Origin of the sequence: Streptomyces griseoaurantiacus (genome assembly GCF_036189845.1) — a bacterium.
Classification (GTDB): Bacteria; Actinomycetota; Actinomycetes; order Streptomycetales; family Streptomycetaceae; genus Streptomyces; species Streptomyces griseoaurantiacus.
The window spans coordinates 5,582,835-5,604,571 of the sequence record NZ_CP108326.1; the positions used below are offsets into that span (position 1 = coordinate 5,582,835).

The window sequence follows — 21,737 nt, forward strand, 5'->3', positions numbered from 1 at the left end:
CCGGGCCGCGCCCCCGCGCCCCGGCCGTCCGGCCCCGACTGTCACCGCCGGGCCGTAGGGTGGTCGGGCTATGACGAAGCCCTCACTTCCCGAACTCCTCCACGCAGCCGTCACCGCCGTCGGCGGCACGGAGCGCCCCGGCCAGGTGACCATGGCCCAAGCCGTCGCGGACGCCGTCGACGACGGCTCCCATCTGCTGGTCCAGGCCGGCACCGGCACCGGAAAGTCGCTGGGCTACCTGGTGCCGGCGCTCGCCCACGGCGAGCCGGTGGTCGTCGCCACGGCCACGCTGGCGCTGCAGCGGCAGCTCGTCGAACGGGACCTGCCCCGCACGGTCGAGGCGCTGCACCCGCTGCTGCGCCGCCGTCCGGAGTTCGCGATGCTCAAGGGCCGCTCGAACTACCTGTGCCTGCACCGGCTGCACGAGGGGATGCCGCAGGACGAGGAGGAGGGCCTGTTCGACCAGTTCGAGGCGGCGGCCCCCACCAGCAGACTGGGCCAGGACCTGCTGCGGCTGCGCGACTGGTCCGACGAGACCGAGACCGGCGACCGGGACGATCTGACCCCCGGCGTCTCCGACCGCGCCTGGGCGCAGATCTCCGTCTCCTCGCGCGAGTGCCTGGGCGCCTCCAAGTGCGCCTACGGCGCCGAGTGCTTCGCCGAGGCCGCCCGGGAGCGGGCCAAGCTCGCCGAGGTCGTCGTCACCAACCACGCGCTGCTCGCGATCGACGCGATCGAGGGCGCCCCGGTGCTGCCGCAGCACGAGGTGCTGATCGTCGACGAGGCGCACGAACTGGTCTCCCGGGTGACCGGTGTCGCCACCGGCGAGCTCACCCCGGGGCAAGTCAACCGCGCCGTGCGGCGTGCGGCCAAGCTCGTGAACGAGAAGGCCGCCGACCAGTTGCAGACGGCCGCCGAGGGCTTCGAGCGGCTGATGGAGTTGGCGCTGCCCGGACGCCTGGAGGAGATCCCGGAGGACCTCGGCTACGCCCTCGCGGCCCTGCGCGACGCCTCCCGCACGGTGATCTCGGCGATCGGCGGCACCCGCGACAAGTCCGTCCAGGACGAGGACGCCGTCCGCAAGCAGGCCCTCGCCTCGGTCGAGTCGGTGCACGACGTGGCCGAGCGCATCATGCAGGGCAGCGAGTGGGACGTCGTCTGGTACGAGCGGCACGAGCCCCGCGGCGGATCCGCCTACCGGCCCGCCGGGGCCTCGCTGCGGGTCGCGCCGATGTCCGTCTCCGGGTTGCTGCGCGAGAAGCTGTTCACGGACCGCTCGGTGATCCTCACCTCGGCCACGCTCAAGCTCGGCGGGGACTTCAACGGCGTCGGGGCCTCGCTGGGGCTGGCCCCCGAGGGCACCGAGGGCGAGGACGTGCCGCAGTGGAAGGGTGTCGACGTCGGCTCCCCGTTCGACTACCGCAAGCAGGGCATCCTCTACGTCGCCAAGCACCTGTCCCGGCCGGCCCGGGACGGCGACCGCGCCGACATGCTGGACGAGCTGACGGAGCTGATCCGGGCCGCCGGGGGGCGCACGCTGGGGCTGTTCTCCTCGATGCGGGGCGCCCAGCTCGCCGCGGAGGAACTGCGCACCCGGATCCCCGAGTTCCCGATCCTGCTCCAGGGCGAGGAGACCCTCGGCGAGCTGATCAAGAACTTCGCCGCGGACCCCGCGACCTGCCTCTTCGGCACGCTGTCGCTGTGGCAGGGCGTGGACGTGCCGGGGCCGAGCTGTCAGCTCGTCGTCATGGACAAGATCCCCTTCCCGCGGCCGGACGACCCGCTGATGAGCGCCCGGCAGAAGGCGGTCGAGGAGGCCGGCGGGAACGGCTTCATGGCCGTCGCCGCGACACACGCCGCCCTGCTGATGGCCCAGGGCGCCGGACGACTGGTCCGGGCGACGGGGGACCGGGGCGTGGTCGCGGTCCTCGACCCCCGGCTGGCCACGGCCCGCTACGGCAGCTATCTGAAGGCCTCGCTGCCGGACTTCTGGTACACGGTGGACGGCGGTCAGGTCCGCCGGTCCCTCACCGCCATCGACGCGGCGGCGAAGCAGGCGGAATGACGGACCGGACGGGCTGACGGGCGGGGCCCGGTGCGCCGCACCGCCGCCCGGCGCGCGCACCGTCCCGCACAGCACGGGGCCCCGGAACCGGCGCAGCGGTTCCGGGGCCCGACGCAAGGGCGCCGCAGGCGGGACGGGGTCACACGCGCCGCAGGACCGCCACCACCTTGCCGAGAATCGTCGCGTCGTCACCCGGAATGGGCTCGTACGCCGAGTTGTGCGGCAGCAGCCACACATGCCCGTCCTCGCGCTTGAAGCGCTTCACCGTGGCCTCGCCCTCCAGCATCGCGGCGACGATGTCGCCGTTCTCCGCGACGGGCTGGCGTCGCACGGTGACCCAGTCGCCGTCGCAGATGGCCGCCTCGATCATCGAGTCGCCGACGACCTTGAGCACGAAGAGCTCGCCGTCGCCCACGAGCTGCCGCGGCAGCGGGAACACGTCCTCCACCGACTCCTCGGCGAGGATCGGGCCACCGGCGGCGATCCGGCCGACCAGGGGCACGTACGACGCGGCCGGCTTGCCCGCCGTGTCGGTGGGCTGCACGGGAGCGGCCTGGTCGGAGCCCCGGACCTCGTAGGCGCGCGGCCGGTGCGGGTCGCGGCGCAGGAAGCCCTTGCGTTCCAGCGCCATCAGCTGGTGGGCCACGGAAGAGGTGCTGGACAGGCCCACGGCCTGGCCGATCTCCCGCATCGACGGCGGGTAGCCGCGCCGCTGCACGGAATCCCGGATGACCTCGATCACCCGGCGCTGCCGGTCGGTCAGTCCGGAGCTGTCGGCCCGGATGCCAGGAGGTCGCCCGGGCAGGGACCGCTTTGGCCCTTCGGGATGCGGAACTTCCGTCATGGCATGCACCGGCTCGAGTCGGCCCTGGGAACGGTCCTGGGCAGTGATGGCGGCACTGTCTGCGGTGGTGGTCACGTCGTAGGCCCCTCTCGATGGTCTCCCGTGCAGCACAACGGTAGTTGCTTTCGAAAGGTTGCGCCAAACACACGTTCGAGTGAAAAAACGCCGATTACCTGTCGGAATCGGGTGTCCGGGTGTATGGCCGACGCACTGTTCGGGGCTCGGGCGGGACGCGTGCTGCTGTACTCTTCACCGCCGGGACGAGGGCCTGCCGGCCGGGGTGCCGCGTCGGCGACGCCCAGTCTGCCATCAGGGCTCCCGCGTACCGGGCACCGGCCCGTCTTCTCCATGCGGCGTCCACCGCATCCGCCCACGAGGCTTCTCGCGCAGGACGCGCGGGGCGTGTGGGACGCGGCGGAGCGGGCATGCGGGCACGGACGCGGGGTCCGCGCCGCCGCGACGTGCGTCCGTGGGCGGGAGCGGAAGGCGCCCGCGCGCGCCCTCGTGCGTGTGCCGCAAGCCCCCTTCGCGGGGCCTCGCGCGCACTGTCCGCGAGCGGCCGGTCGCACCCCGCCCACACCGCGCCCTCGGGGCCGTGCGTCCCGGGCGTGTCGTGAGTGTTTGTGCGAGCCAACCGCTACATCTAGTGGTTGGATAGCGACAGCGGCCCACAAGTTGTGTTCCCCCGGTCTTTCGTCGGCCAGGAGATCGCCTATGCTGGGGGTCGCTTCGAGGGGCCGGTGAGACCTCTTGTGGCTGATGTGTCGTGCCGTGAAGGAGGCTTGGAACCATGCACTGCCCCTTCTGCAGGCATCCCGACAGCAGGGTCGTCGACAGCCGTACGACGGACGACGGCACCTCGATCCGCAGGCGCCGCCAGTGCCCCGACTGCTCCCGTCGTTTCACGACCGTGGAGACCTGTTCGCTGATGGTGGTCAAGCGGTCCGGGGTCACCGAGCCCTTCAGCCGCACCAAGGTCATCAACGGCGTGCGCAAGGCGTGCCAGGGGCGGCCCGTCACGGAAGACGCACTCGCCCAGCTCGGCCAGCGGGTCGAGGAGGCGGTGCGTGCCACCGGAAGCGCCGAGCTGACCACCCACGACGTGGGACTGGCCATACTCGGACCCCTCCAGGAGCTCGACCTCGTCGCCTACCTGCGGTTCGCGTCCGTCTACCGGGCGTTCGACTCGCTGGAGGACTTCGAGGCCGCCATCACGGAACTCAGGCAGCAGCAGCGGGCGCATCCCGCCGATGACGGGGCGGGAGGCGCGGACGAGGACGACCGCGCGGGCGCCGTCGCGGGAGGCCAGGGGGCCGACCGCGGGTCCGGAGGGACGCCGGCGGGCGTCCCCGTGCCCGCCACCGCCGCCGACTGACGAAACGGCCGGCCCGGAACGGCGAGGAAGGCCGGACCGGCCGCAGCGGCGGCGCACACAGACCTGTCACGCGCGCCCCGGCACCACACGGTGCGCGTGACCAGCAGACACACCACACACAAGTGCCAGGAAGAAACGGGCACTGATGGGCGTTTTGCCCGATATCAGGGAGGCGGCATGACAGAGACGGCGAGCGGTCCGGCACGGAGTTCCCGCGCCAAGGGCACCAAGGCGGGCAGCAAGGGTCTGCGTATCGAGCGCATCCACACCACCCCCGGCGTACACCCGTACGACGAGGTGGAATGGGCGTCTCGTGATGTCGTCATGACCAACTGGCGCGACGGCTCGGTCAACTTCGAGCAGCGCGGCGTGGAGTTCCCCGAGTTCTGGTCGGTGAACGCGGTCAACATCGTCACCAGCAAGTACTTCCGCGGAGCGGTCGGCACCCCGCAGCGCGAGGTCAGTCTCAGGCAGCTGATCGACCGGATCGTGAAGACCTACCGGAAGGCCGGCGAGGACAACAAGTACTTCGCCTCGCCCGCCGACGCCGAGATCTTCGAGCACGAACTGGCGTACGCCCTCCTGCACCAGATCTTCAGCTTCAACAGCCCCGTCTGGTTCAACGTCGGCACCCCCCAGCCGCAGCAGGTCTCCGCCTGCTTCATCCTGTCCGTCGACGACTCCATGGAGTCGATCCTCGACTGGTACAAGGAAGAGGGAATGATCTTCAAGGGCGGCTCCGGCGCCGGCCTGAACCTCTCCCGCATCCGCTCCTCCAAGGAGCTCCTCTCCTCCGGCGGCAACGCCTCAGGCCCGGTCTCCTTCATGCGCGGCGCCGACGCCTCCGCCGGCACCATCAAGTCCGGCGGCGCCACCCGCCGCGCCGCCAAGATGGTCATCCTCGACGTGGACCACCCCGACGTCGAGAACTTCATCCAGACCAAGGTGAAGGAGGAGGAGAAGATCCGCGCCCTGCGCGACGCGGGCTTCGACATGGACCTGGGCGGCGACGACATCACGTCCGTCCAGTACCAGAACGCCAACAACTCCGTCCGCGTCAACGACACCTTCATGAAGGCGGTCGAGACCGGCGGCAAGTTCGGCCTGACGTCCCGCATGACCGGCGAGGTCATCGAGGAGATCGACGCCAAGTCCCTCTTCCGCAAGATGGCCGAGGCCGCCTGGGCCTGCGCCGACCCCGGCATCCAGTACGACGACACCATCAACCACTGGCACACCTGCCCGGAGTCCGGCCGCATCAACGGCTCGAACCCCTGCAGCGAGTACATGCACCTGGACAACACGTCCTGCAACCTGGCCTCGCTCAACCTGATGAAGTTCCTCAAGGACGACGGCCAGGGCCACCAGTCCTTCGAGACCGAGCGCTTCCAGAAGCTCGTCGAGCTGGTCATCACCGCGATGGACATCTCGATCTGCTTCGCCGACTTCCCCACCCAGAAGATCGGCGAGAACACCCGCGCCTTCCGCCAGCTCGGCATCGGCTACGCCAACCTCGGCGCCCTGCTGATGGCCACCGGCCACGCCTACGACTCCGACGGCGGCCGTGCGCTCGCCGGCGCCATCACCTCCCTGATGACCGGCACCGCCTACCGCCGTTCCGCCGAGCTCGCCTCGGTCGTCGGCCCGTACGACGGCTACGCCCGCAACGCCCAGCCGCACCAGCGCGTCATGAAGCAGCACGCCGACGCCAACGCCGTCGCTCCCCGCATGGACGACCTGGACACCCCGGTGTGGGCCGCGGCCACCGAGGCCTGGCAGGACGTGCAGCGCCTCGGCGAGAAGCACGGCTTCCGCAACTCCCAGGCCTCCGTGCTCGCTCCCACCGGCACCATCGGCCTGGCCATGTCCTGCGACACCACCGGTGTCGAGCCGGACCTGGCGCTGGTCAAGTTCAAGAAGCTGGTCGGCGGCGGCTCGATGCAGATCGTCAACGGCACCGTCCCGCAGGCCCTGCGCCGCCTGGGCTACCAGGAGGAGCAGATCGAGGCGATCGTCGCCCACATCGCCGACAACGGCAACGTGATCGACGCCCCCGGCCTCAAGGCCGAGCACTACGAGGTGTTCGACTGCGCCATGGGCGAGCGCGCCATCTCCCCGATGGGCCACGTCCGCATGATGGCCGCGATCCAGCCGTGGATCTCCGGCGCCATCTCCAAGACGGTCAACATGCCGGAGACGGCGACCGTCGAGGAGGTCGAGGAGATCTACTACGAGGCGTGGAAGCTGGGCGTCAAGGCGCTCGCCATCTACCGCGACAACTGCAAGGTCGGCCAGCCGCTGTCCGCCAAGACCAAGGACACGAAGGCCGCCGAGAAGGACGCGATCACCGAGAAGGCCGAGGAGACGATCCGTACCGCGGTCGAGAAGGTCGTCGAGTACCGCCCGGTCCGCAAGCGCCTGCCCAAGGGCCGCCCCGGCATCACCACGTCCTTCACCGTCGGCGGCGCCGAGGGCTACATGACGGCCAACTCCTACCCGGACGACGGTCTCGGCGAGGTCTTCCTGAAGATGTCCAAGCAGGGCTCCACCCTCGCGGGCATGATGGACGCCTTCTCCATCGCCGTGTCCGTCGGCCTCCAGTACGGCGTGCCGTTGGAGACCTACGTCTCGAAGTTCACCAACATGCGCTTCGAGCCGGCCGGCATGACCGACGACCCGGACGTGCGGATGGCGCAGTCGATCGTCGACTACATCTTCCGCCGCCTGGCGCTGGACTTCCTGCCCTTCGAGACCCGCTCCGCGCTCGGCATCCACTCCGCCGAGGAGCGCCAGCGCCACCTGGAGACCGGCTCCTACGAGCCGCTCGACGACGAGGACATGGACGTCGAGGGCCTGGCCCAGTCGGCGCCCCTCGCCCAGGAGCTGAAGGCCGTCGTCACCCCGAAGGCCGAGGCCGCCGCGGCGGTGCCGGCCCCGAAGCAGGCCCACACCAGCGCCGAACTGGTGGAGATGCAGCTCGGCATCCAGGCGGACGCCCCGCTCTGCTTCTCCTGCGGCACGAAGATGCAGCGGGCCGGCTCCTGCTACATCTGCGAGGGCTGCGGCTCGACCAGCGGCTGCAGCTGACCCGTACGCCACCGGGCGCTGAACGCGCCTGGCAGAGGCGGGGATCCGGACATCCGGGTCCCCGCCTCCGGCGTGCGCGGGGCCCGGATCGCCCCGGCGCCGGACGGGGCCGCGCCCGCCGGTCAGGCGCGGGCGCGGCCCATGACGCGGGGGAAGGTCGCCAGGTCGTCGTCATCGAAGCCGGTGAGGCCGGCGCGGAACCGCCACTCGCCGTCGTCGTCGCGTACGAACTCCGCGATCGTGGCCGCCGTCGCGTCCGGCACGCCGGCGAAGTCGTCCTCGGCGAGGACGGTGTAGCCCTCGCGGACGCGCAGCGCGGGACGCAGGACACGGCCGAACGTGTGGTGGCCGTACCGCTGCTGGACGACCACGCCGACCACCACGCGCACGTACCGCGCGTCGAGGCGTTCGAGCTCCAGGGTCATGACCTCGTCCCAGCCGAAGCCCTTGCCGTCGTGGCTGTCCCGGTTGAGGTTGATGGTCCCGTCGGGGGAGCGGCTGTCGAAGTGCACGACGTAGACCGGGGCGCCGTACGGATCGTCACTCGTATAGGTACCGGCCACGATGTCGAGGTCGGTGGGGTCCTCGCCGGCGGGCGAGGGGTCCCATTTGACCGAGACCTCGGCCTTGTCGATCCCTTTGCTGATGCCGCTCACCGTGTGTGCCCCTTCCCCGAGTCCCGAGCTCCCAACAGCCAAGCCGCAAGGGCCGTTTGTCCATCCTGCCACGGTCGTGGCAGGACCGGGGGCGGCCGTGCGCCCTCGCGCTCCCGACGGGCGTGACCGGCGCCGCTCCGGTGGCCTTACGATGGCGCCGTGCTGGTCAAGTGGATTCGCTGCACCGTGGTGGACCGCCGCGGTTTCGAACGGGGGCAGCGGAAGTGGGCGGGGCTGCCGGGGGAGCCGGGCTTCAGGGGACAGGGCGGGGGCTTCAGCCGCGCCCGCCCCGGCGTCGCGCACGTCTTCACCTTCTGGGAGAGCCGCACCTTCTACGACTCCTTCATGGCCCGCTCGCACGACCGGCTGGCCGCCACGCAGTCCGGCACGTTCAAGGACCAGCAGGTCAAGCTGTTCGACTACCGCTTCGACGTGAAGACCGGCTTCGAGCCCCGCTTCACCGACGCCGATCTGGTCCGGGTCGCCCACTGCCGCGTCCACGAGGAACGGGCCGAGCACTTCGCACTCATGCAGGAGAAGGTCTGGAACCCGGCGATGGCCGGCTCACCGGGGATGATCCGCGGGCTGTTCGGCGAGGCGCCGGGCCCCGAGTTCCTGATCCTCTCCATGTGGCAGTCGGCCGCGGAGCACGGGAAGTACCGCGCCGAGCGGGTGGAACGGCTGGCGCTGCGCACCCAGATCGAGGCGGACGTCGCCTCCCTGACCGGCGACCTCGTCGACCTGGAACCGGGCTGGACGGTGTGAGCGCGCCGCGCGGAGGGTGGAGCGCCGTTCACCGAGCGTGCGCGTGCGAGGGGTACGGCGTGCACACGGGGTGACACCCGGTGTGATCTGTGCCGTACGGACCCCCGGTCCGGTGTTCGAGTGGGCCTCGCTCGCTCTAGGGTCGAGACATGGCACGACCACGGCGCATCGTCCTTGTCCGCCACGGGGAGTCGATGGGCAACGCCGACGACACCGTGTACGAACGCGAGCCCGACCACGCGCTGGCGCTCACCGAGAAGGGCCGGCGCCAGGCGGAGGAGACGGGCCGCCACCTGCGGGAACTCTTCGGTGGGGAGCGCGTGAGCGTCTACGTCTCCCCGTACCGGCGCACGCACGAGACCCTCCGGGAGTTCCGACTCGACCCCGCCCTCGTCCGGGTCCGCGAGGAGCCCCGGCTGCGGGAGCAGGACTGGGGCAATTGGCAGGACCGCGAGGACGTCAGGCTGCAGAAGGCGTACCGGGACGCCTACGGTCACTTCTTCTACCGCTTCGCGCAGGGCGAGTCCGGCGCCGACGTGTACGACCGCGTGGGCGGCTTCCTGGAGAGCCTGTTCCGCAGCTTCGAGGCCCCCGACCACCCGCCCAACGTCCTCATCGTCACCCACGGCCTGGCCATGCGGCTCTTCTGCATGCGCTGGTTCCACTGGACGGTCACCGAGTTCGAGTCCCTGGCGAACCCGGGCAACGGCGAGACCCGGATGCTGGTGCTGGGCGAGAACGGCAAGTACACGCTGGATCGGCCGTTCGACCGGTGGAAGTAGGGATCCTCGCGTGCCGGGCGCGGCCCGGCGGGACCCGGAGTCGTGCGGTGGTTCCGGTTAGAGTGGCGGGGCGATGACCGCTGATCCCTCCCCTCACTCCTCCGATCACTCCTCCCGCGGGCGCCTGGAGCGCGCGCTGGCCAGTCTGCGCGGGCTGGCGGTGGGGGACGCGCTCGGTTCGCAGTTCTTCGTGCCGGGCACCCTTCCGCTGCTCAGGCGCCGCGCACTGCCGGAGGGGCCCTGGCAGTGGACCGACGACACCGAGATGGCGTGCTCGGTGGTGGCCGTGCTCGCCGCGCACCGCCGCATCGACCAGGACGAGCTGGCCCGCTCCTTCGCCGTCCACCACGACTTCGACCGCGGCTACGGGCCCGCCGTCAACCGGCTGCTGCGCCTGGTCAGGGAGGGCGGCGACTGGCGCGAACTGGCCGCCGCGCTGTTCAACGGCCAGGGCTCCTGGGGCAACGGGGCCGCCATGCGGATCGCGCCGCTGGGTGCCTGGTACGCCGACGACCCCGAGCAGGCCACCCACCAGGCCGAGATCTCCGCCTACCCCACCCATCAGCACCGGGAGGCCGTGGTCGGCGCGATGGCTGTCGCCGCCGCCGCGTCGCTGGCCGCCGCGCCTGAGGGGCCGCCGGAGGCGGGCGCGCTGCTCGACGGTGTGATCGCGCTGGTCCCGGCCCGCAGCGCGGTCGGCGCCGGACTGCGCCGGGCGCGCGACATGCTCGACTACGCCGACGCGGGCACGGTCGCCGCGGTCCTGGGCTGCGGGCGGCGTACGACGGCGCACGACACGGTGCCCTTCGCGCTGTGGTCGGCGGCGCGCGCCCTGGGTGACTACGAAGCGGCCTTCTGGACCACCGCGCAGGCGGGCGGCGACGTCGACACGACCTGTGCGATCGTCGGCGGCATCGTCGCCTCGGGCACCCGGGGAGCCCCGCCCACCGCCTGGCTGGACCGCACGGAACCCCTTCCGGCCTGGGCGCCGCTGCCTCGCTAGTGCCGCATCGGGCAATGTCAGCCCTGTCGACGGCCTCGCACAGGCGTTCGTCGGCGGCGTGCACGGCACTGTGGTGCGGTGTCAGCTCACATGCCGGATGAGGAACCTCAGCGAGCTGTCCACTTCGAACGAGGGCACATCCCCGTGTGCGCGTCGGGTCGCGGCGGCGAGGGGCCGTCCGCCCCGGCGCAGGTGGGCGGGGCTCGGGAGAGGGGCCGTCAGCGGTGGCCCAGGACGTTGACCACCCGTCCACCGGGATCGCGTACGAAGAACCGCCGCACGCCCCACTCCTCGTCCTGCAGGGGATGGACGATCTCCGCGCCGCTCTCCCGCATGACGGCGTACGCCGCGTCGACGTCGTCCACCTCGATGCTCATGTCGGGGGCGACGGGGGCGGTCCTGTCCTCGGTCATGACGCTGAGCTGCGCCGCCGGACTGGACGGGGAGGCGAGCGTCATGATCCAGCCGTGGTTCATGACCTCCTCCAGGCCCAGCAGGCCGTAGAAATCCCGGCTCTCCCGCACGGCCTCCGACCGGATGGTGGGTACGACACGGCGAACGGCCATCGGTGACTCCCCTCGCGGACACGGACCTGCTCTGTGGCTCCCAGGGGTACTACAGCACGTCCGTCCTCGTCCTTCACCTTTGTCACAGGCTTGCCACAGACTCTCCCGGGCCGCAGCGCGGAGGCGACCCCACCTGCCTAGTCTGACCGGCACCCGTCAAAACGATCATGCCGGTCGGCCCGTCCGCGGTCCGGCAGGGAGGACCTCCGTGACCGACAGACCGACGACGCCCCCCGAGCCCGGTGAGCGGCCCTCGGACACGCATCCGGCTCCGGGGGACCCGGACGGGAACGTCGAGGCGACCGGGACGGCCGTGGCCACGGACGCCGATCCCGATGCCGATGTGCGCGTCCCGGAGGACAAGCGGGGCCCCGGGGACCTGGAAGCGGGGGACTGGCTGACCCCCGCACGGGCTCCCGGGCCCGCCGTCCCCATACCCGTCCCCGCCCTCTGGGGTGTGCTGGTCACGGGCGTCCTGGCCACCCTCCTCCTGACGGACGGGGTGGGCGTCAACCTCCTCCTCGTCGCCCTCCCCGCCGCGTACGCCGCCTACGCCGCCGGCCGCGCCGCGGGACGCCGTACGCACGCCTGGAGCCTGGTCTGGGCCGTCGGCGGGCTCGCCCTGCTGGCGATTCCGGCCCTGCGCGACGCGGACTGGCCCTCCTCCCTGGCCGTCCTCACCGCGCTCGCCGCCGGCTCGCTCGCCCTGCACGGCGGCCGGCGCTGGCCGGCCGTGCTGCTGGGCCCGATCGGCGTGTTCCAGTCGCTCGTCACGGGCCCGCGCTGGGGCTGGCAGGGCGTGCGCGCCCGCTCGGAGGGCGCACGGGGACGCATCGTCCCCGTGCTGCGCGCTCTCGTCGTGACGGTCGTCCTGCTCCTCGTCTTCGGCGCACTCTTCGCCGGTGCGGACGCAGCCTTCGCCGGCCTCCTCGGCGACCTGATGCCAGAGGCCTCGTTCACCGGCGGCTTCTGGCACGTGCTGATGCTCGCCCTCGGCCTCGTCGGGGCGCTCGCCGCGGCGCACACCGCCTCCGCGCCCCCGCGCTGGGACCGGGTCCGGGTGCCCGGGGGCAGGGCACGGGGCCGGGCCGAATGGGCCCTGCCGCTCGTCGTGCTGGTGCTTCTGTTCGCCTCCTTCAACGCCGTGCAGCTCACCGTGCTCTTCGGCGGGTACGACGCCGTGCTGCGCGAGACGGGCGAGTCGTACGCCGAGTACGCGCGCCAGGGCTTCTGGCAGTTGCTCCTCGCGACCCTGCTGACCCTGGTCGTCATCGTCCTCGCCCTGCGCTGGGCGCCGCGCGGGGGAGCGCGGGACCGGCGGCTCGTGCGCGGGGTCCTGGGCACCCTGTGCGCCCTCGCGCTCGTCGTCGTGGCCTCCGCGGTGCGGCGCATGGACATGTACGTGGAGGCGTACGGGCTGACGCGGCTGAGGCTCTCGGTGACCGCCGTCGAGTGGTGGCTCGGCCTGGTGATCGTGCTGATCATGGCGGCCGGGGTGTGGGGCGCCCGGTGGCTTCCGAGGGCCGTGGCGGCCGGCGCGGTCGCCGGCGTGCTGGCCTTCGGGCTCGCCTCCCCCGACGCGCTGGTGGCCGAGCGGAACGTGCAACGGTACGAGGAGACCGGCAGGTTCGACCTCGACTACGCGGACGGGCTGTCCGCCGACGCCGTACCGGCGCTCGACCGGCTGGCCGAGCCGATGCGCTCCTGCGCACTGCGGCGCGTGGCGCGGGACCTCGCGGAGACGGCCGACGCCCCCTGGTACGCGATCAGTCGGGGCCGTTCCCGCGCCCGGGACCTCCTCGCCGAGCGCCCGGTGTCGGCCCGCGCCGACGTCATCACCTGTGGGCAACTGGGCTCGGAGGCGCTGTACGGCTGACCCGCCGCGGGGCGCGCGGCGAGGCTTCCGTCCCGGGTGCGCGGCGAGGTGTCCGTCCCGGGGTGTCCGTCCCGAGGCCGCCAACCGCCGGTGCCGCCGTGACCGGTCCGTGCGCCACGGCGGAGGCGCACGCCACATGGTGACGTGCGCCTCCGCCGTGGGCCGGATGGGGCCGGGAAGGGGGGCCGGCCCCACCCCGTCGTGCGTCGGGTCAGCCGATCCCCGGCCCCGCCGTACCGGCCAGTGCCTCGAGGTCGCTCTTGCGGACCCGGATCACGAGTGCCGCGGTCGCCAGACCCACCACGGCCATCGCGGCCGCCGGGATGAACGCCGAGGAGATGCCGTGCGCGAGCACCTCGTGGCTCCAGGGAGCCGGCAACTGGTGCGACCTGGCGAACTCCGCCTTCTGTTCCGCCGAGCCCTCGGCCAGGAACTTCGGCACCTGCTTGTCCGCCTCGTTCGAGCTGGCGGTGCCGAACACCGTGGTCAGGATGGCGAGTCCGAGTGAACCGCCCACCTGCTGCATGGCGTTGAGCAGGCCGGAGGCCGCACCCGCCTCGTGCTGCGCGACACCCGACACCGCGGTGAGCGTCAGCGTCACGAAGTTGAGGCCCATGCCGAAGCCGAACACCAGCATCGGGCCCAGCACGCCGCCCACGTAGGAGCTGTCGGGGCTGATGAACGTCTGCCAGCCGAGCCCGAGAACCGCCAGCGTCGAGCCGACGACCATGAACGGCTTCGGACCGAACGTCGGCAGGAACCGCTGCGACAGCCCCGCGCCGAGCCCGATCGCGACCGTCACCGGGAGGAAGGCCAGACCCGCGCTGATCGGGCTGTACCCGAGCACGTTCTGCACGAAGAGCACGATGTAGAAGAACATTCCGAACATCGCCGCGGCGAGGCTCAGCATGATCACGTACGTGCCGGAGCGGTTGCGGTCGGCGAACATCCGCAGGGGAGTGATCGGTTCCTTGGCCCGCGTCTCGATGAAGGCGAACGCCAGCAGCAGGACCACGGCCGCGACGAAGGACCCGATGGCCACCTTGTCCTGCCAGTCCTCCTCGGCGGCCCGGATGAAGCCGTACACGAGCGCCGCCATGCCGAGCGTCGACGTGAGCGCGCCGGCTATGTCGAAGCGGCCCGGGTGGCGTTCGGACTCGTTGATGTACATCGGGGTCAGGACGGCGATCAGCACACCGATGGGCACGTTGACGAAGAGCACCCAGCGCCAGTCGAGCCACTCGGTGAGCATGCCGCCGGCCAGCAGGCCGATCGCGCCGCCGCCCGCCGAGACCGCGGCGAAGACGCCGAATGCCCGGTTCCGCTCGGGTCCTTCCGGGAATGTGGTGGTGATGAGCGCGAGCGACGTGGGCGAGGCGATGGCGCCGCCCACGCCCTGCAGGGCCCGGGCGAGCAGCAGCTGCCAGGGCTCCTGGGCCAGTCCGCCCAGCAGCGAGGCGGCGGTGAACAGCAGGATGCCGGTCATGAAGACCCGGCGCCGGCCGAGGATGTCACCGGCCCGGCCGCCGAGGAGCAGCAGACCGCCGAAGGTGAGGGTGTACGCGCTGACCACCCATGTCAGGTCGGTGGTGCTGAACTCGAGCGCGTCTTGAATGTGCGGGAGCGCGATGTTCACAATCGTCGCATCGAGTACGACCATGAGTTGGCAGGCCGCGATGACGGCGAGCGCGATGTTGGGATGTCCCTGCCGACGAGCGGCTCCCGGCTTGGGCTGCTGGAGCGATGGAGAGGCTGATGAGGTTGGCGAGGCTGTCACGGTGGATCCCCCACGGAAGTATTAGTGAACGCTCGCGTTCACTGTCGGGGCTACGGTAGTGATCCCGCGAAGTGAACGCAAGCGTTCACTTAACTTCATCGCGCACGGCGTCCCTCCCCGCGCCCCGCGGCACGCGCCCGCCGCGCCCGCGCAGACCCTCGCGCGCCCCGAAGCCGACGTCCTCTCCTGCCTCGACGGCCCGGGCGGCCCCGGTGGCTTCGGTGGTTCAGGCGGCTGCGGCTCGGCGGTGTGCCGTCCTCCGGTAAGGACGCGCATTCCGGTGCCCCTGCCTGACATGTCGCGCGAGGACTCGTACGGGTTCCCGCTCCCTGGCTCCCGCCGCCTGCCGCTCCCAGTCGAGAACCAGGCACCCGCTCACCCGCCCACCCGCTCAACGGAGAATCCCCGATGACTGCTTCTTCCTGGTCCGAGGCCCCCGCCCGCACGGCACCGCGTCGACGCGGAGCCGTCCTCGAGCGCGCGATCCTCGACGCGGCCCTGGATCAGCTCAGCACCGTCGGCTGGCGCGACTTCACGATGGAGGGGGTGGCCGCCGGCGCCCAGACCGGCAAGGCGGCGGTGTACCGCCGCTGGTCCTCGAAGGAGGAACTCGTCGCCGAGGCGCTGCGGGCCGGACTGCCCGATTTCCGGCAGGCGCCGGACCTGGGAAGCGTGCGCGAGGATCTGATCGCCCTGTGCCTGTGGGCACGCGAGGCGATGTTCTCGCGCTCCGGAGTCGCCCTGCGTTCGGTGATTCACGAATGCGACACCGTGCAGGTCGAACAGTTCCACGTCCTGATCTGCGAGAAGTTCCTCGTCCCGACCGCCGAGCTGCTCCAGAACATCATCACCCGTGGTATCGAACGAGGTGAGGTGCGTGCGGGTGCGGCGAACGACTACGTCTACGACACGATCCCGGCCATGATGATGTACCGCACCAAGATGTGCGACAGCGAATGGAGTGAACAGGACATCAAGGAATTGGTGGACCGGCTGATGCTTCCGCTGCTGCGCCCGGACGCCACCTGACACGTGCCGCCACGGCCTCCGGGCCGCGGTCCGGAGGCGCTCCCCGGGACGGAAGCGGACCGGGGTGTCGCGGGGAGTCCCGGGCGTCGTAGGCTGAGGGCGCCATGCCGTACGAACCACCCACTCACACCGTCGAGCGCTCCCTGCGCGCCACGACCGGAGCGAAGGTCATTGCCGGTGTCGACGAGGTGGGGCGCGGCGCGTGGGCCGGCCCCGTCACCGTCTGCGCGGCCGTCACCGGACTGCGCCGGCCGCCTCCGGGCCTCACCGACTCCAAGCTGCTGACCGTCAAACGGCGTACGGAACTCGCCGAGACCCTGCGGACCTGGGTGACCTCGTACGCCCTCGGCCACGCCTCCCCGCAGGAGATCGACGAGCGCGGCATGACCGCCGCGTTGCGCCTCGCGGCGGTGCGCGCGCTGGAGGCCCTGCCGGTCCGGCCCGACGCGGTGATACTCGACGGCAAACACGACTACCTGGGCTCGCCCTGGAGGGTGCGCACGGTGATCAAGGGCGACCAGTCCTGCGTCGCCGTCGCGGCGGCCTCGGTGCTCGCCAAGGTGCAGCGCGACAAAATGATGGCCGAACTGGGTGTCGACCATGCAGACTTCGCCTTCGCGGCCAACGCGGGATATCCGTCCCCCGTGCACCGGGCCGCACTGGAGGTCCGGGGGCCCACCCCCTACCACCGGTTGTCGTGGGCGTATCTTGATGCGCTGCCCCAGTGGCGGCACCTCAAGAAGGCCCGTAGCTGGGCGGACGGAAGCGTTCCGGAGATCGAGGGCCAGCTCGGCTTCGATTTCTGACGATTCCGCTCGCACTCATGTGCCACCCGCCGGGGCGACTCGCACCGGCATTTGATAGACATCAGCCCATGCCTCTCATTCCCGAGGAGCCTCAGATTCACGAGAGTGCCCAGGGTCCCCGCGCCACCCCGGCCAGCGGCCGTACCGCGTCGACCCCTCGCCCCGTACCCGGCCCCCGTCCCGCGGCTCCGGCGCGTCCCGGCCGTCCGGGGCCGAACCGGCCCGTGCCGGCGCAGCGCAGCACCCCGCGCGACCCGGCCCCGGCTGCCGCCCAGCCCGCCAAGTCCGCCACGTCGGCGGCCACTCCGCAGATCCAGCTCATCCCGGCCTCGGCCGAGGGCGCGCTGGACGCCGCCGAGGAAGCCGTCGACCTGCTGCTGGAGAGCGGTCGCGCCCCGAACGAGGTGCTGGTGGTCACCACCGGCGACCTCCACCCGTGGGCCGCGCACGAACTCTCCTTCGGCGAGGCCTCGTACTGGGCGCAGCACGACGCCCGCGAGGACGTCTTCTACGCCGACGCCTCCGCGGCCGACCGTGCCGCGTCCCGGCCCGTGGTCGTGGTCGCCGTCAACGGCGGCGCCGACACGACGGTCGCCGCCGCGCTGCCGCTGGCGCTCGCCCGGGCCGCCGCACTGCTGATCGTCTGCGGTGACCCGCAGCAGATCAACGCGGTCCTCGGCGCCGGCGTCTGACATCGACTCCCCGCATCCCCGGTTCCCGCCGGGAATGCGGGGAGTCGTGCGTGCGCCGCGGGCGCGACGGGAGGGCGTGAGAACCCTCGACCCCGCGCCCCGCCTCAGCGCGCCGCGACCCGGCGCATCACGTCCGAGGCGGTACCCCCGGTGCGGGGCAAGGGCCGGACCACGGCCTCGTCCTGCCCCTCGGGTGCGGCGTCCGCATGCGGACGCCGTCCTCCGCGCCCCTCGCCCAGCACCTGCCAGCCGTCCCGCGTCAGCGTGATGTACGCCCCGCACCGCAGTCCGTGCAGCGTGCACGCGTCACGCAGTCCCCACATCCACGCGCCGTCCTCCTCCGTCCACCTGGCGTCGCCCTCACGGCAGTAGAGCAGCACCGCCGTCCGCACCGGAGTGCGGCGCCGCAGGTCGTGCGGGATCACCCGGCGCAACTGCGCGAGCAGGGCGTTGCGGAACATCCAGCCGTCCGCCGGGGCGGACCGCCGGACGAAGGAGGCGCTGGCGCACAGCCGTTCCTCCGGGTCGAGGACCGCCACGACCGCCGTGGCGGGCCGGGGCCGGTGCAGCACGTGCAGTCCGTTGACGACGTCCCGGGGGCTGCGCAGCAACGGGATCCCCGCGGCGGCCCACTCCGCCGGTTCGAGCATGCGGGCCGGCGGGGTCACGGAAGCGGCGGACGGATCGGTGGAGGCCGACAACGACGCCGCCGAGGACGGAGCGAATCCGAAGGTCACGGTCCTCCCTTCGGCTACGCGCCCACACAGCGGGCGGGATCAGTGGTGGGGAGCGCACACCGCGGCAGGGCTCCGCCGGACGACGGAGGAGCCACGCGGGGAGCGGATTCCAATTGTTCCTGTCGAACTTGGTTGCGGCAACGAGCAATTGGGCTCACCGACCGTTTTCTGGCGATGCGTCGCTTATATCCCTGACCGAAGTGTGCCCGGTGAGCCGCCCGAGGATGCGTGGGTCCCGGCCGTACGGCCGGGACCAGCGGCAACATCTCCCGCGCGCCACGTCCACCGCCCCGCCGGCGCCGCGGGCGGGGCACCTTCGGGGTCCCGCTTCCGGCGGATACGGCGGATACGACGGACCAAGGGGCACCGTCACGGTGCGGGGATTGGCCGACCTCCTCCCTCATCGGGTTGCATGGGGGCATGGACACCCTGGAACTGCGCGCCGAAGCCGATGCCGTCCTCGCCGAGCTGGTCGGCGCTCCGAAGGACGCGGCCCGGCTGCGGGAGGACCAGTGGCAGGCGGTGGCGGCCCTGGTGGAGGAGCACCGGCGCGCTCTCGTGGTGCAGCGCACCGGCTGGGGCAAGTCGGCCGTGTACTTCGTCGCCACCGCGCTGCTGCGACGGCGCGGCTCGGGCCCCACGGTGATCATCTCGCCGCTCCTCGCGCTGATGCGGAACCAGGTCGAGGCCGCGGAACGGGCGGGCATCCGGGCCCGCACGATCAACTCGGCCAACCCCGAGGAGTGGGAGACGATCTACGGCGAGGTCGAGCGCGGTGAGACCGACGTCCTCCTCGTGAGCCCCGAACGCCTCAACTCCGTGGACTTCCGCGATCAGGTGCTGCCCCGGCTCGCGGCCACCACGGGCCTGCTCGTGGTCGACGAGGCGCACTGCATCTCCGACTGGGGCCACGACTTCCGGCCCGACTATCGCAGGCTGCGCACGATGCTGGCCGAACTCCCGGCCGGTGTGCCGGTCCTGGCCACCACCGCGACCGCCAACGCCCGGGTCACGGCGGACGTCGCCGAGCAGCTGGGCACGGGAGGCGGGGACGCGCTGGTGCTGCGCGGGCCGCTGGACCGGGAGAGCCTGCGGCTGGGAGTGCTGGAACTGCCGAACGCGGCGCACCGGCTGGCGTGGCTGGGGGAGCGCCTCGGTGACCTGCCGGGCTCGGGGATCATCTACACGCTGACGGTGGCGGCGGCGGAGGAGGTCGCCGCCTTCCTGCGGCAGCGCGGTCATCCGGTGGCCTCCTACACGGGGAAGACCGAGAACGCCGACCGGCTGCAGGCCGAGGAGGACCTGCTGGCGAACCGGGTGAAGGCCCTGGTCGCCACCTCCGCCCTCGGCATGGGCTTCGACAAACCGGACCTCGGCTTCGTGGTGCACCTGGGCTCGCCCTCCTCCCCGATCGCCTACTACCAGCAGGTGGGCCGTGCGGGGCGCGGCGTGGACCACGCGGACGTACTGCTGCTGCCGGGCCGGGAGGACGAGGCGATCTGGGCGTACTTCGCCTCGGTGGGCTTCCCGCCCGAGGAGCAGGTGCGGCGCACGCTGGCCGTGCTGGAGGAGGCGGGTCGGCCCCTGTCGCTGCCGGCGCTGGAGCCGCTGGTGGACCTCCGGCGCTCACGCCTGGAGACGATGCTGAAGGTTCTTGACGTGGACGGCGCCGTCCAGCGCGTCAAGGGCGGCTGGACCGCCACCGGGCGGCCGTGGGTCTACGACGCGGAGCGCTACGCCTGGGTCGCGAAGCAGCGGGCGGCCGAGCAGCAGGCCATGCGGGACTACGTGGCGAGCACCGGGTGCCGGATGGAGTTCCTGCAGCGGCAGCTCGACGACGACCGGGCGGTTCCCTGCGGACGCTGCGACAACTGCGCCGGGCCGTGGCTGGAGGCGGCCGTCTCGCCCGCGTCCCTCGCGCAGGCGACGGGCGAGCTGGACCGGCCGGGGGTCGAGGTCGAACCGCGCAAGATGTGGCCGACGGGACTCGCTGCGGTCGGCATGGACCTCAAGGGCCGCATTCCCCCGGGGCAGCAGGCGAGCACGGGGCGCGCCCTCGGCAGGCTGTCGGACATCGGCTGGGGCAACCGGCTGCGGCCCCTCCTCTCGGCGCAGGCGCCGGACGGGCCGGTTCCGGACGACGTGCTGAACGCCGTCGTGACCGTGCTGGCGGACTGGGCCCGCTCGCCCGGTGGCTGGGCCGGTGGCGGCCCCGACGCGGCGGCACGGCCCGTGGGTGTCGTCGCCCTGCCCTCCCGCACCCGCCCGCGACTCGTCACCACCCTGGCCGAGGGCGTGGCACGGATCGGCAGGCTCCCGTACCTCGGCAGCCTGGCCCACACCCCCGCGGCCCAGGAGCACACCGCGCACCGCAGCAACTCCGCCCAGCGGCTGCGCGCCCTCGCCGACTCCTTCACCGTGCCCGACGACCTCGCCGCAGCCCTGGCCGCCACTCCCGGACCGATCCTGCTCGTCGACGACTACACCGACTCCGGCTGGACCCTGGCCGTCGGGGCACGCCTCCTGCGCCGGGCCGGTGCCGCCGAGGTGCTCCCCCTCGTCCTCGCGCTGGCCGGGTAGGCGGTCCCTCAGTACGCCGCGAGCGCGCTCGGCGGGACGACCCTGCCGGTCGCGCGGCCGGAGGCGTCGAGCAGCCAGCCCATCCTCTTCGGGGTGCGGAGGTTGATCGCGCTGCCCCGGAGCCGGAGCCACGGCAGGTGCTCTCCCAGCGTCCGCTCGATGCGGAGCATGTCGTGCGGGGAACGCGTCCAGAACGCCATGGCGAGGTTGGAGTCGCCGGTGGTCGATATGCACATCCGCAGTTCCGGCATGGTGGCGAGCGCCCGCACCGTCCTGCGGTGGTCGGCGGGCTCGACATGTGCGGTCCAGGTGCTGCTCACTGTCCAGCTGGAGAGCTCACCGGCGAGTTCGCAGCGGAAGGAGAGCAGGTCCGAGCCGAGCAGCCGGGCGAGTTGACGGCGCACGGTGGCGGGGTTCCGGCCGGTCGCGCGCGCCAGGTCCGCCGCGCTGCAGCGTCCGTCGACGGCGAGTGACTCGATGAGCGGCCACGCTTCCCGCGGTGGAGTGGTGGTGGCCGCGGTCGTCCCGCGTGCGGCGGCCGCGCGGAACGCGGCCTCCTCGCCGGGGTCGAGCGCGTCCAGGCGCCAGTGGCTGCCGTGACGGTGCACCGCGGTGGCGACGAGGGTCCGCTGCCGGGCCACCCCGGGCAGGGTCTCCAACTCGTCGAGGACGTACGCGGTGAGTGCGGGGAGACTCTCGGTGATCACGGTCAGGAGCAGGTCCCGTCCCCCCGTCGACTCCTCGACGGTGACCGCGCGGGGGTCCGCGCACACGGCCTCCACGACGGCCCGCCGCGCGCCGGGCAGGCAGTCCACCTCGACCAGGGCGAGGGTGACACGCCGGTAGCTGCCGCCGGGGTGGGCGGTGATCCACGCGAGACCGCGCTCGCGCAGCCCGGCCCATCTGGCCGCCTCACCGGCCGCGCTCGTCCCCAGGATGCGGGCCGCCTCGGCCCACGGGACCCGTGGAGCGATCTGGAGGCCGTGCAACAGCCTCAGATCCCTCTCGTCGAGCTCCGGTCGCACGGAAATCACCTTCACGGCCTCCAGGGTGCACGAAACCGTCGGAATCCCGGTCCGCAGGCCCGCGGCATCACA

General features: G+C 72.2%; 17 protein-coding genes. 11 read left to right on the forward strand and 6 right to left on the reverse strand.

Annotated elements, in window-relative coordinates; genetic code table 11:
* The first annotated feature begins 70 nt into the window (after positions 1-70).
* Positions 71-2,065, forward strand: a complete 1,995-nt coding sequence (locus OHB09_RS24855) for an ATP-dependent DNA helicase (RefSeq protein ID WP_006142584.1) — start codon at positions 71-73, stop codon at positions 2,063-2,065.
* Positions 2,066-2,204: 139 nt separating this feature from the next.
* Here OHB09_RS24855 and lexA read toward each other — a convergent pair whose 3' ends face one another.
* On the reverse strand, positions 2,205-2,984 hold the full coding sequence (gene lexA, locus OHB09_RS24860; RefSeq protein ID WP_040896460.1) for a transcriptional repressor LexA: 780 nt from the start codon (positions 2,982-2,984) through the stop codon (positions 2,205-2,207).
* Between the two features lie 715 nt (positions 2,985-3,699).
* Between lexA and nrdR the strand changes: the two genes are divergently transcribed.
* Both nrdR and OHB09_RS24870 read left to right on the forward strand, forming a co-directional pair.
* On the forward strand, positions 3,700-4,284 hold the full coding sequence (gene nrdR / locus OHB09_RS24865) for a transcriptional regulator NrdR (RefSeq protein ID WP_191852089.1): 585 nt from the start codon (positions 3,700-3,702) through the stop codon (positions 4,282-4,284).
* Between the two features lie 177 nt (positions 4,285-4,461).
* Positions 4,462-7,371, forward strand: coding sequence for a vitamin B12-dependent ribonucleotide reductase (locus OHB09_RS24870; RefSeq protein WP_191852088.1), 2,910 nt, complete (start codon positions 4,462-4,464; stop codon positions 7,369-7,371).
* Positions 7,372-7,493: 122 nt separating this feature from the next.
* On the opposite strand, the gene OHB09_RS24875 is transcribed toward OHB09_RS24870, so the two are convergent.
* On the reverse strand, positions 7,494-8,027 hold the full coding sequence (locus OHB09_RS24875) for a TerD family protein (protein ID WP_191852087.1): 534 nt from the start codon (positions 8,025-8,027) through the stop codon (positions 7,494-7,496).
* Positions 8,028-8,186: 159 nt separating this feature from the next.
* Here OHB09_RS24875 and OHB09_RS24880 point away from each other — a divergent pair, with 159 nt between their 5' ends.
* The 3 genes from OHB09_RS24880 to OHB09_RS24890 all read left to right on the forward strand — a co-directional run bounded on the left by OHB09_RS24880 (position 8,187) and on the right by OHB09_RS24890 (position 10,577).
* Positions 8,187-8,792, forward strand: coding sequence for a YdbC family protein (locus OHB09_RS24880; protein WP_006142590.1), 606 nt, complete (start codon positions 8,187-8,189; stop codon positions 8,790-8,792).
* A gap of 149 nt (positions 8,793-8,941) precedes the next feature.
* Positions 8,942-9,574 carry a histidine phosphatase family protein gene (locus OHB09_RS24885; RefSeq protein WP_167795647.1) on the forward strand — a complete coding sequence of 211 codons (633 nt, stop codon included), beginning with the start codon at positions 8,942-8,944 and terminating at the stop codon, positions 9,572-9,574.
* A 73-nt stretch (positions 9,575-9,647) separates the two neighbouring features.
* Positions 9,648-10,577: an ADP-ribosylglycohydrolase family protein gene (locus OHB09_RS24890; RefSeq protein WP_328922547.1), complete on the forward strand. Its 930-nt coding sequence runs from the start codon at positions 9,648-9,650 to the stop codon at positions 10,575-10,577.
* Between the two features lie 218 nt (positions 10,578-10,795).
* Here the strand turns inward: OHB09_RS24890 and OHB09_RS24895 are convergent, their stop codons facing one another.
* On the reverse strand, positions 10,796-11,143 hold the full coding sequence (locus OHB09_RS24895; protein WP_191852085.1) for a VOC family protein: 348 nt from the start codon (positions 11,141-11,143) through the stop codon (positions 10,796-10,798).
* A gap of 208 nt (positions 11,144-11,351) precedes the next feature.
* On the opposite strand from OHB09_RS24895, the gene OHB09_RS24900 reads away from it, so the two are divergent.
* Positions 11,352-13,019: a DUF4153 domain-containing protein gene (locus OHB09_RS24900; RefSeq protein ID WP_328922548.1), complete on the forward strand. Its 1,668-nt coding sequence runs from the start codon at positions 11,352-11,354 to the stop codon at positions 13,017-13,019.
* 211 nt (positions 13,020-13,230) lie between these two features.
* Here OHB09_RS24900 and OHB09_RS24905 read toward each other — a convergent pair whose 3' ends face one another.
* Positions 13,231-14,796, reverse strand: coding sequence for an MFS transporter (locus OHB09_RS24905; protein WP_006142595.1), 1,566 nt, complete (start codon positions 14,794-14,796; stop codon positions 13,231-13,233).
* Positions 14,797-15,204: 408 nt separating this feature from the next.
* Between OHB09_RS24905 and OHB09_RS24910 the strand changes: the two genes are divergently transcribed.
* The 3 genes from OHB09_RS24910 to OHB09_RS24920 all read left to right on the forward strand — a co-directional run bounded on the left by OHB09_RS24910 (position 15,205) and on the right by OHB09_RS24920 (position 17,323).
* The gene (locus OHB09_RS24910) at positions 15,205-15,825 is read left to right on the forward strand and encodes a TetR/AcrR family transcriptional regulator (protein WP_328922549.1); all 621 of its coding nucleotides are present in this window, start codon (positions 15,205-15,207) and stop codon (positions 15,823-15,825) included.
* 104 nt (positions 15,826-15,929) lie between these two features.
* Entirely contained in the window at positions 15,930-16,631 is a 702-nt protein-coding gene (locus OHB09_RS24915) for a ribonuclease HII (protein WP_328922550.1), read from the forward strand.
* A gap of 68 nt (positions 16,632-16,699) precedes the next feature.
* Positions 16,700-17,323: a hypothetical protein gene (locus OHB09_RS24920; RefSeq protein WP_078631141.1), complete on the forward strand. Its 624-nt coding sequence runs from the start codon at positions 16,700-16,702 to the stop codon at positions 17,321-17,323.
* Positions 17,324-17,427: 104 nt separating this feature from the next.
* Here OHB09_RS24920 and OHB09_RS24925 read toward each other — a convergent pair whose 3' ends face one another.
* Positions 17,428-18,060 (reverse strand): hypothetical protein, encoded by a 633-nt coding sequence (locus tag OHB09_RS24925; RefSeq protein ID WP_328922551.1) that lies wholly within the window; start codon positions 18,058-18,060, stop codon positions 17,428-17,430.
* Between the two features lie 420 nt (positions 18,061-18,480).
* On the opposite strand from OHB09_RS24925, the gene OHB09_RS24930 reads away from it, so the two are divergent.
* A complete protein-coding gene (locus OHB09_RS24930; RefSeq protein ID WP_093594077.1) occupies positions 18,481-20,640 on the forward strand; it encodes a RecQ family ATP-dependent DNA helicase in 2,160 nt (719 codons plus the stop codon).
* Positions 20,641-20,648: 8 nt separating this feature from the next.
* Here OHB09_RS24930 and OHB09_RS24935 read toward each other — a convergent pair whose 3' ends face one another.
* Positions 20,649-21,665, reverse strand: coding sequence for an Lrp/AsnC family transcriptional regulator (locus OHB09_RS24935; RefSeq protein WP_328922552.1), 1,017 nt, complete (start codon positions 21,663-21,665; stop codon positions 20,649-20,651).
* Between the last annotated feature and the right edge of the window lie 72 nt (positions 21,666-21,737).

What these genes read in the sequence shown, in the direction of transcription:
- OHB09_RS24930 (WP_093594077.1), top strand. Translation starts at nt 18,481, where the DNA reads ATGGACACCCTGGAACTGCGCGCCGAAGCCGATGCCGTCCTCGCCGAG.
- OHB09_RS24885 (WP_167795647.1), top strand. Translation starts at nt 8,942, where the DNA reads ATGGCACGACCACGGCGCATCGTCCTTGTCCGCCACGGGGAGTCGATG.
- OHB09_RS24855 (WP_006142584.1), top strand. Translation starts at nt 71, where the DNA reads ATGACGAAGCCCTCACTTCCCGAACTCCTCCACGCAGCCGTCACCGCC.
- OHB09_RS24895 (WP_191852085.1), bottom strand. Translation starts at nt 11,143, where the DNA reads ATGGCCGTTCGCCGTGTCGTACCCACCATCCGGTCGGAGGCCGTGCGG.
- OHB09_RS24920 (WP_078631141.1), top strand. Translation starts at nt 16,700, where the DNA reads ATGCCTCTCATTCCCGAGGAGCCTCAGATTCACGAGAGTGCCCAGGGT.
- OHB09_RS24915 (WP_328922550.1), top strand. Translation starts at nt 15,930, where the DNA reads ATGCCGTACGAACCACCCACTCACACCGTCGAGCGCTCCCTGCGCGCC.
- OHB09_RS24910 (WP_328922549.1), top strand. Translation starts at nt 15,205, where the DNA reads ATGACTGCTTCTTCCTGGTCCGAGGCCCCCGCCCGCACGGCACCGCGT.
- nrdR (WP_191852089.1), top strand. Translation starts at nt 3,700, where the DNA reads ATGCACTGCCCCTTCTGCAGGCATCCCGACAGCAGGGTCGTCGACAGC.
- OHB09_RS24890 (WP_328922547.1), top strand. Translation starts at nt 9,648, where the DNA reads ATGACCGCTGATCCCTCCCCTCACTCCTCCGATCACTCCTCCCGCGGG.
- OHB09_RS24870 (WP_191852088.1), top strand. Translation starts at nt 4,462, where the DNA reads ATGACAGAGACGGCGAGCGGTCCGGCACGGAGTTCCCGCGCCAAGGGC.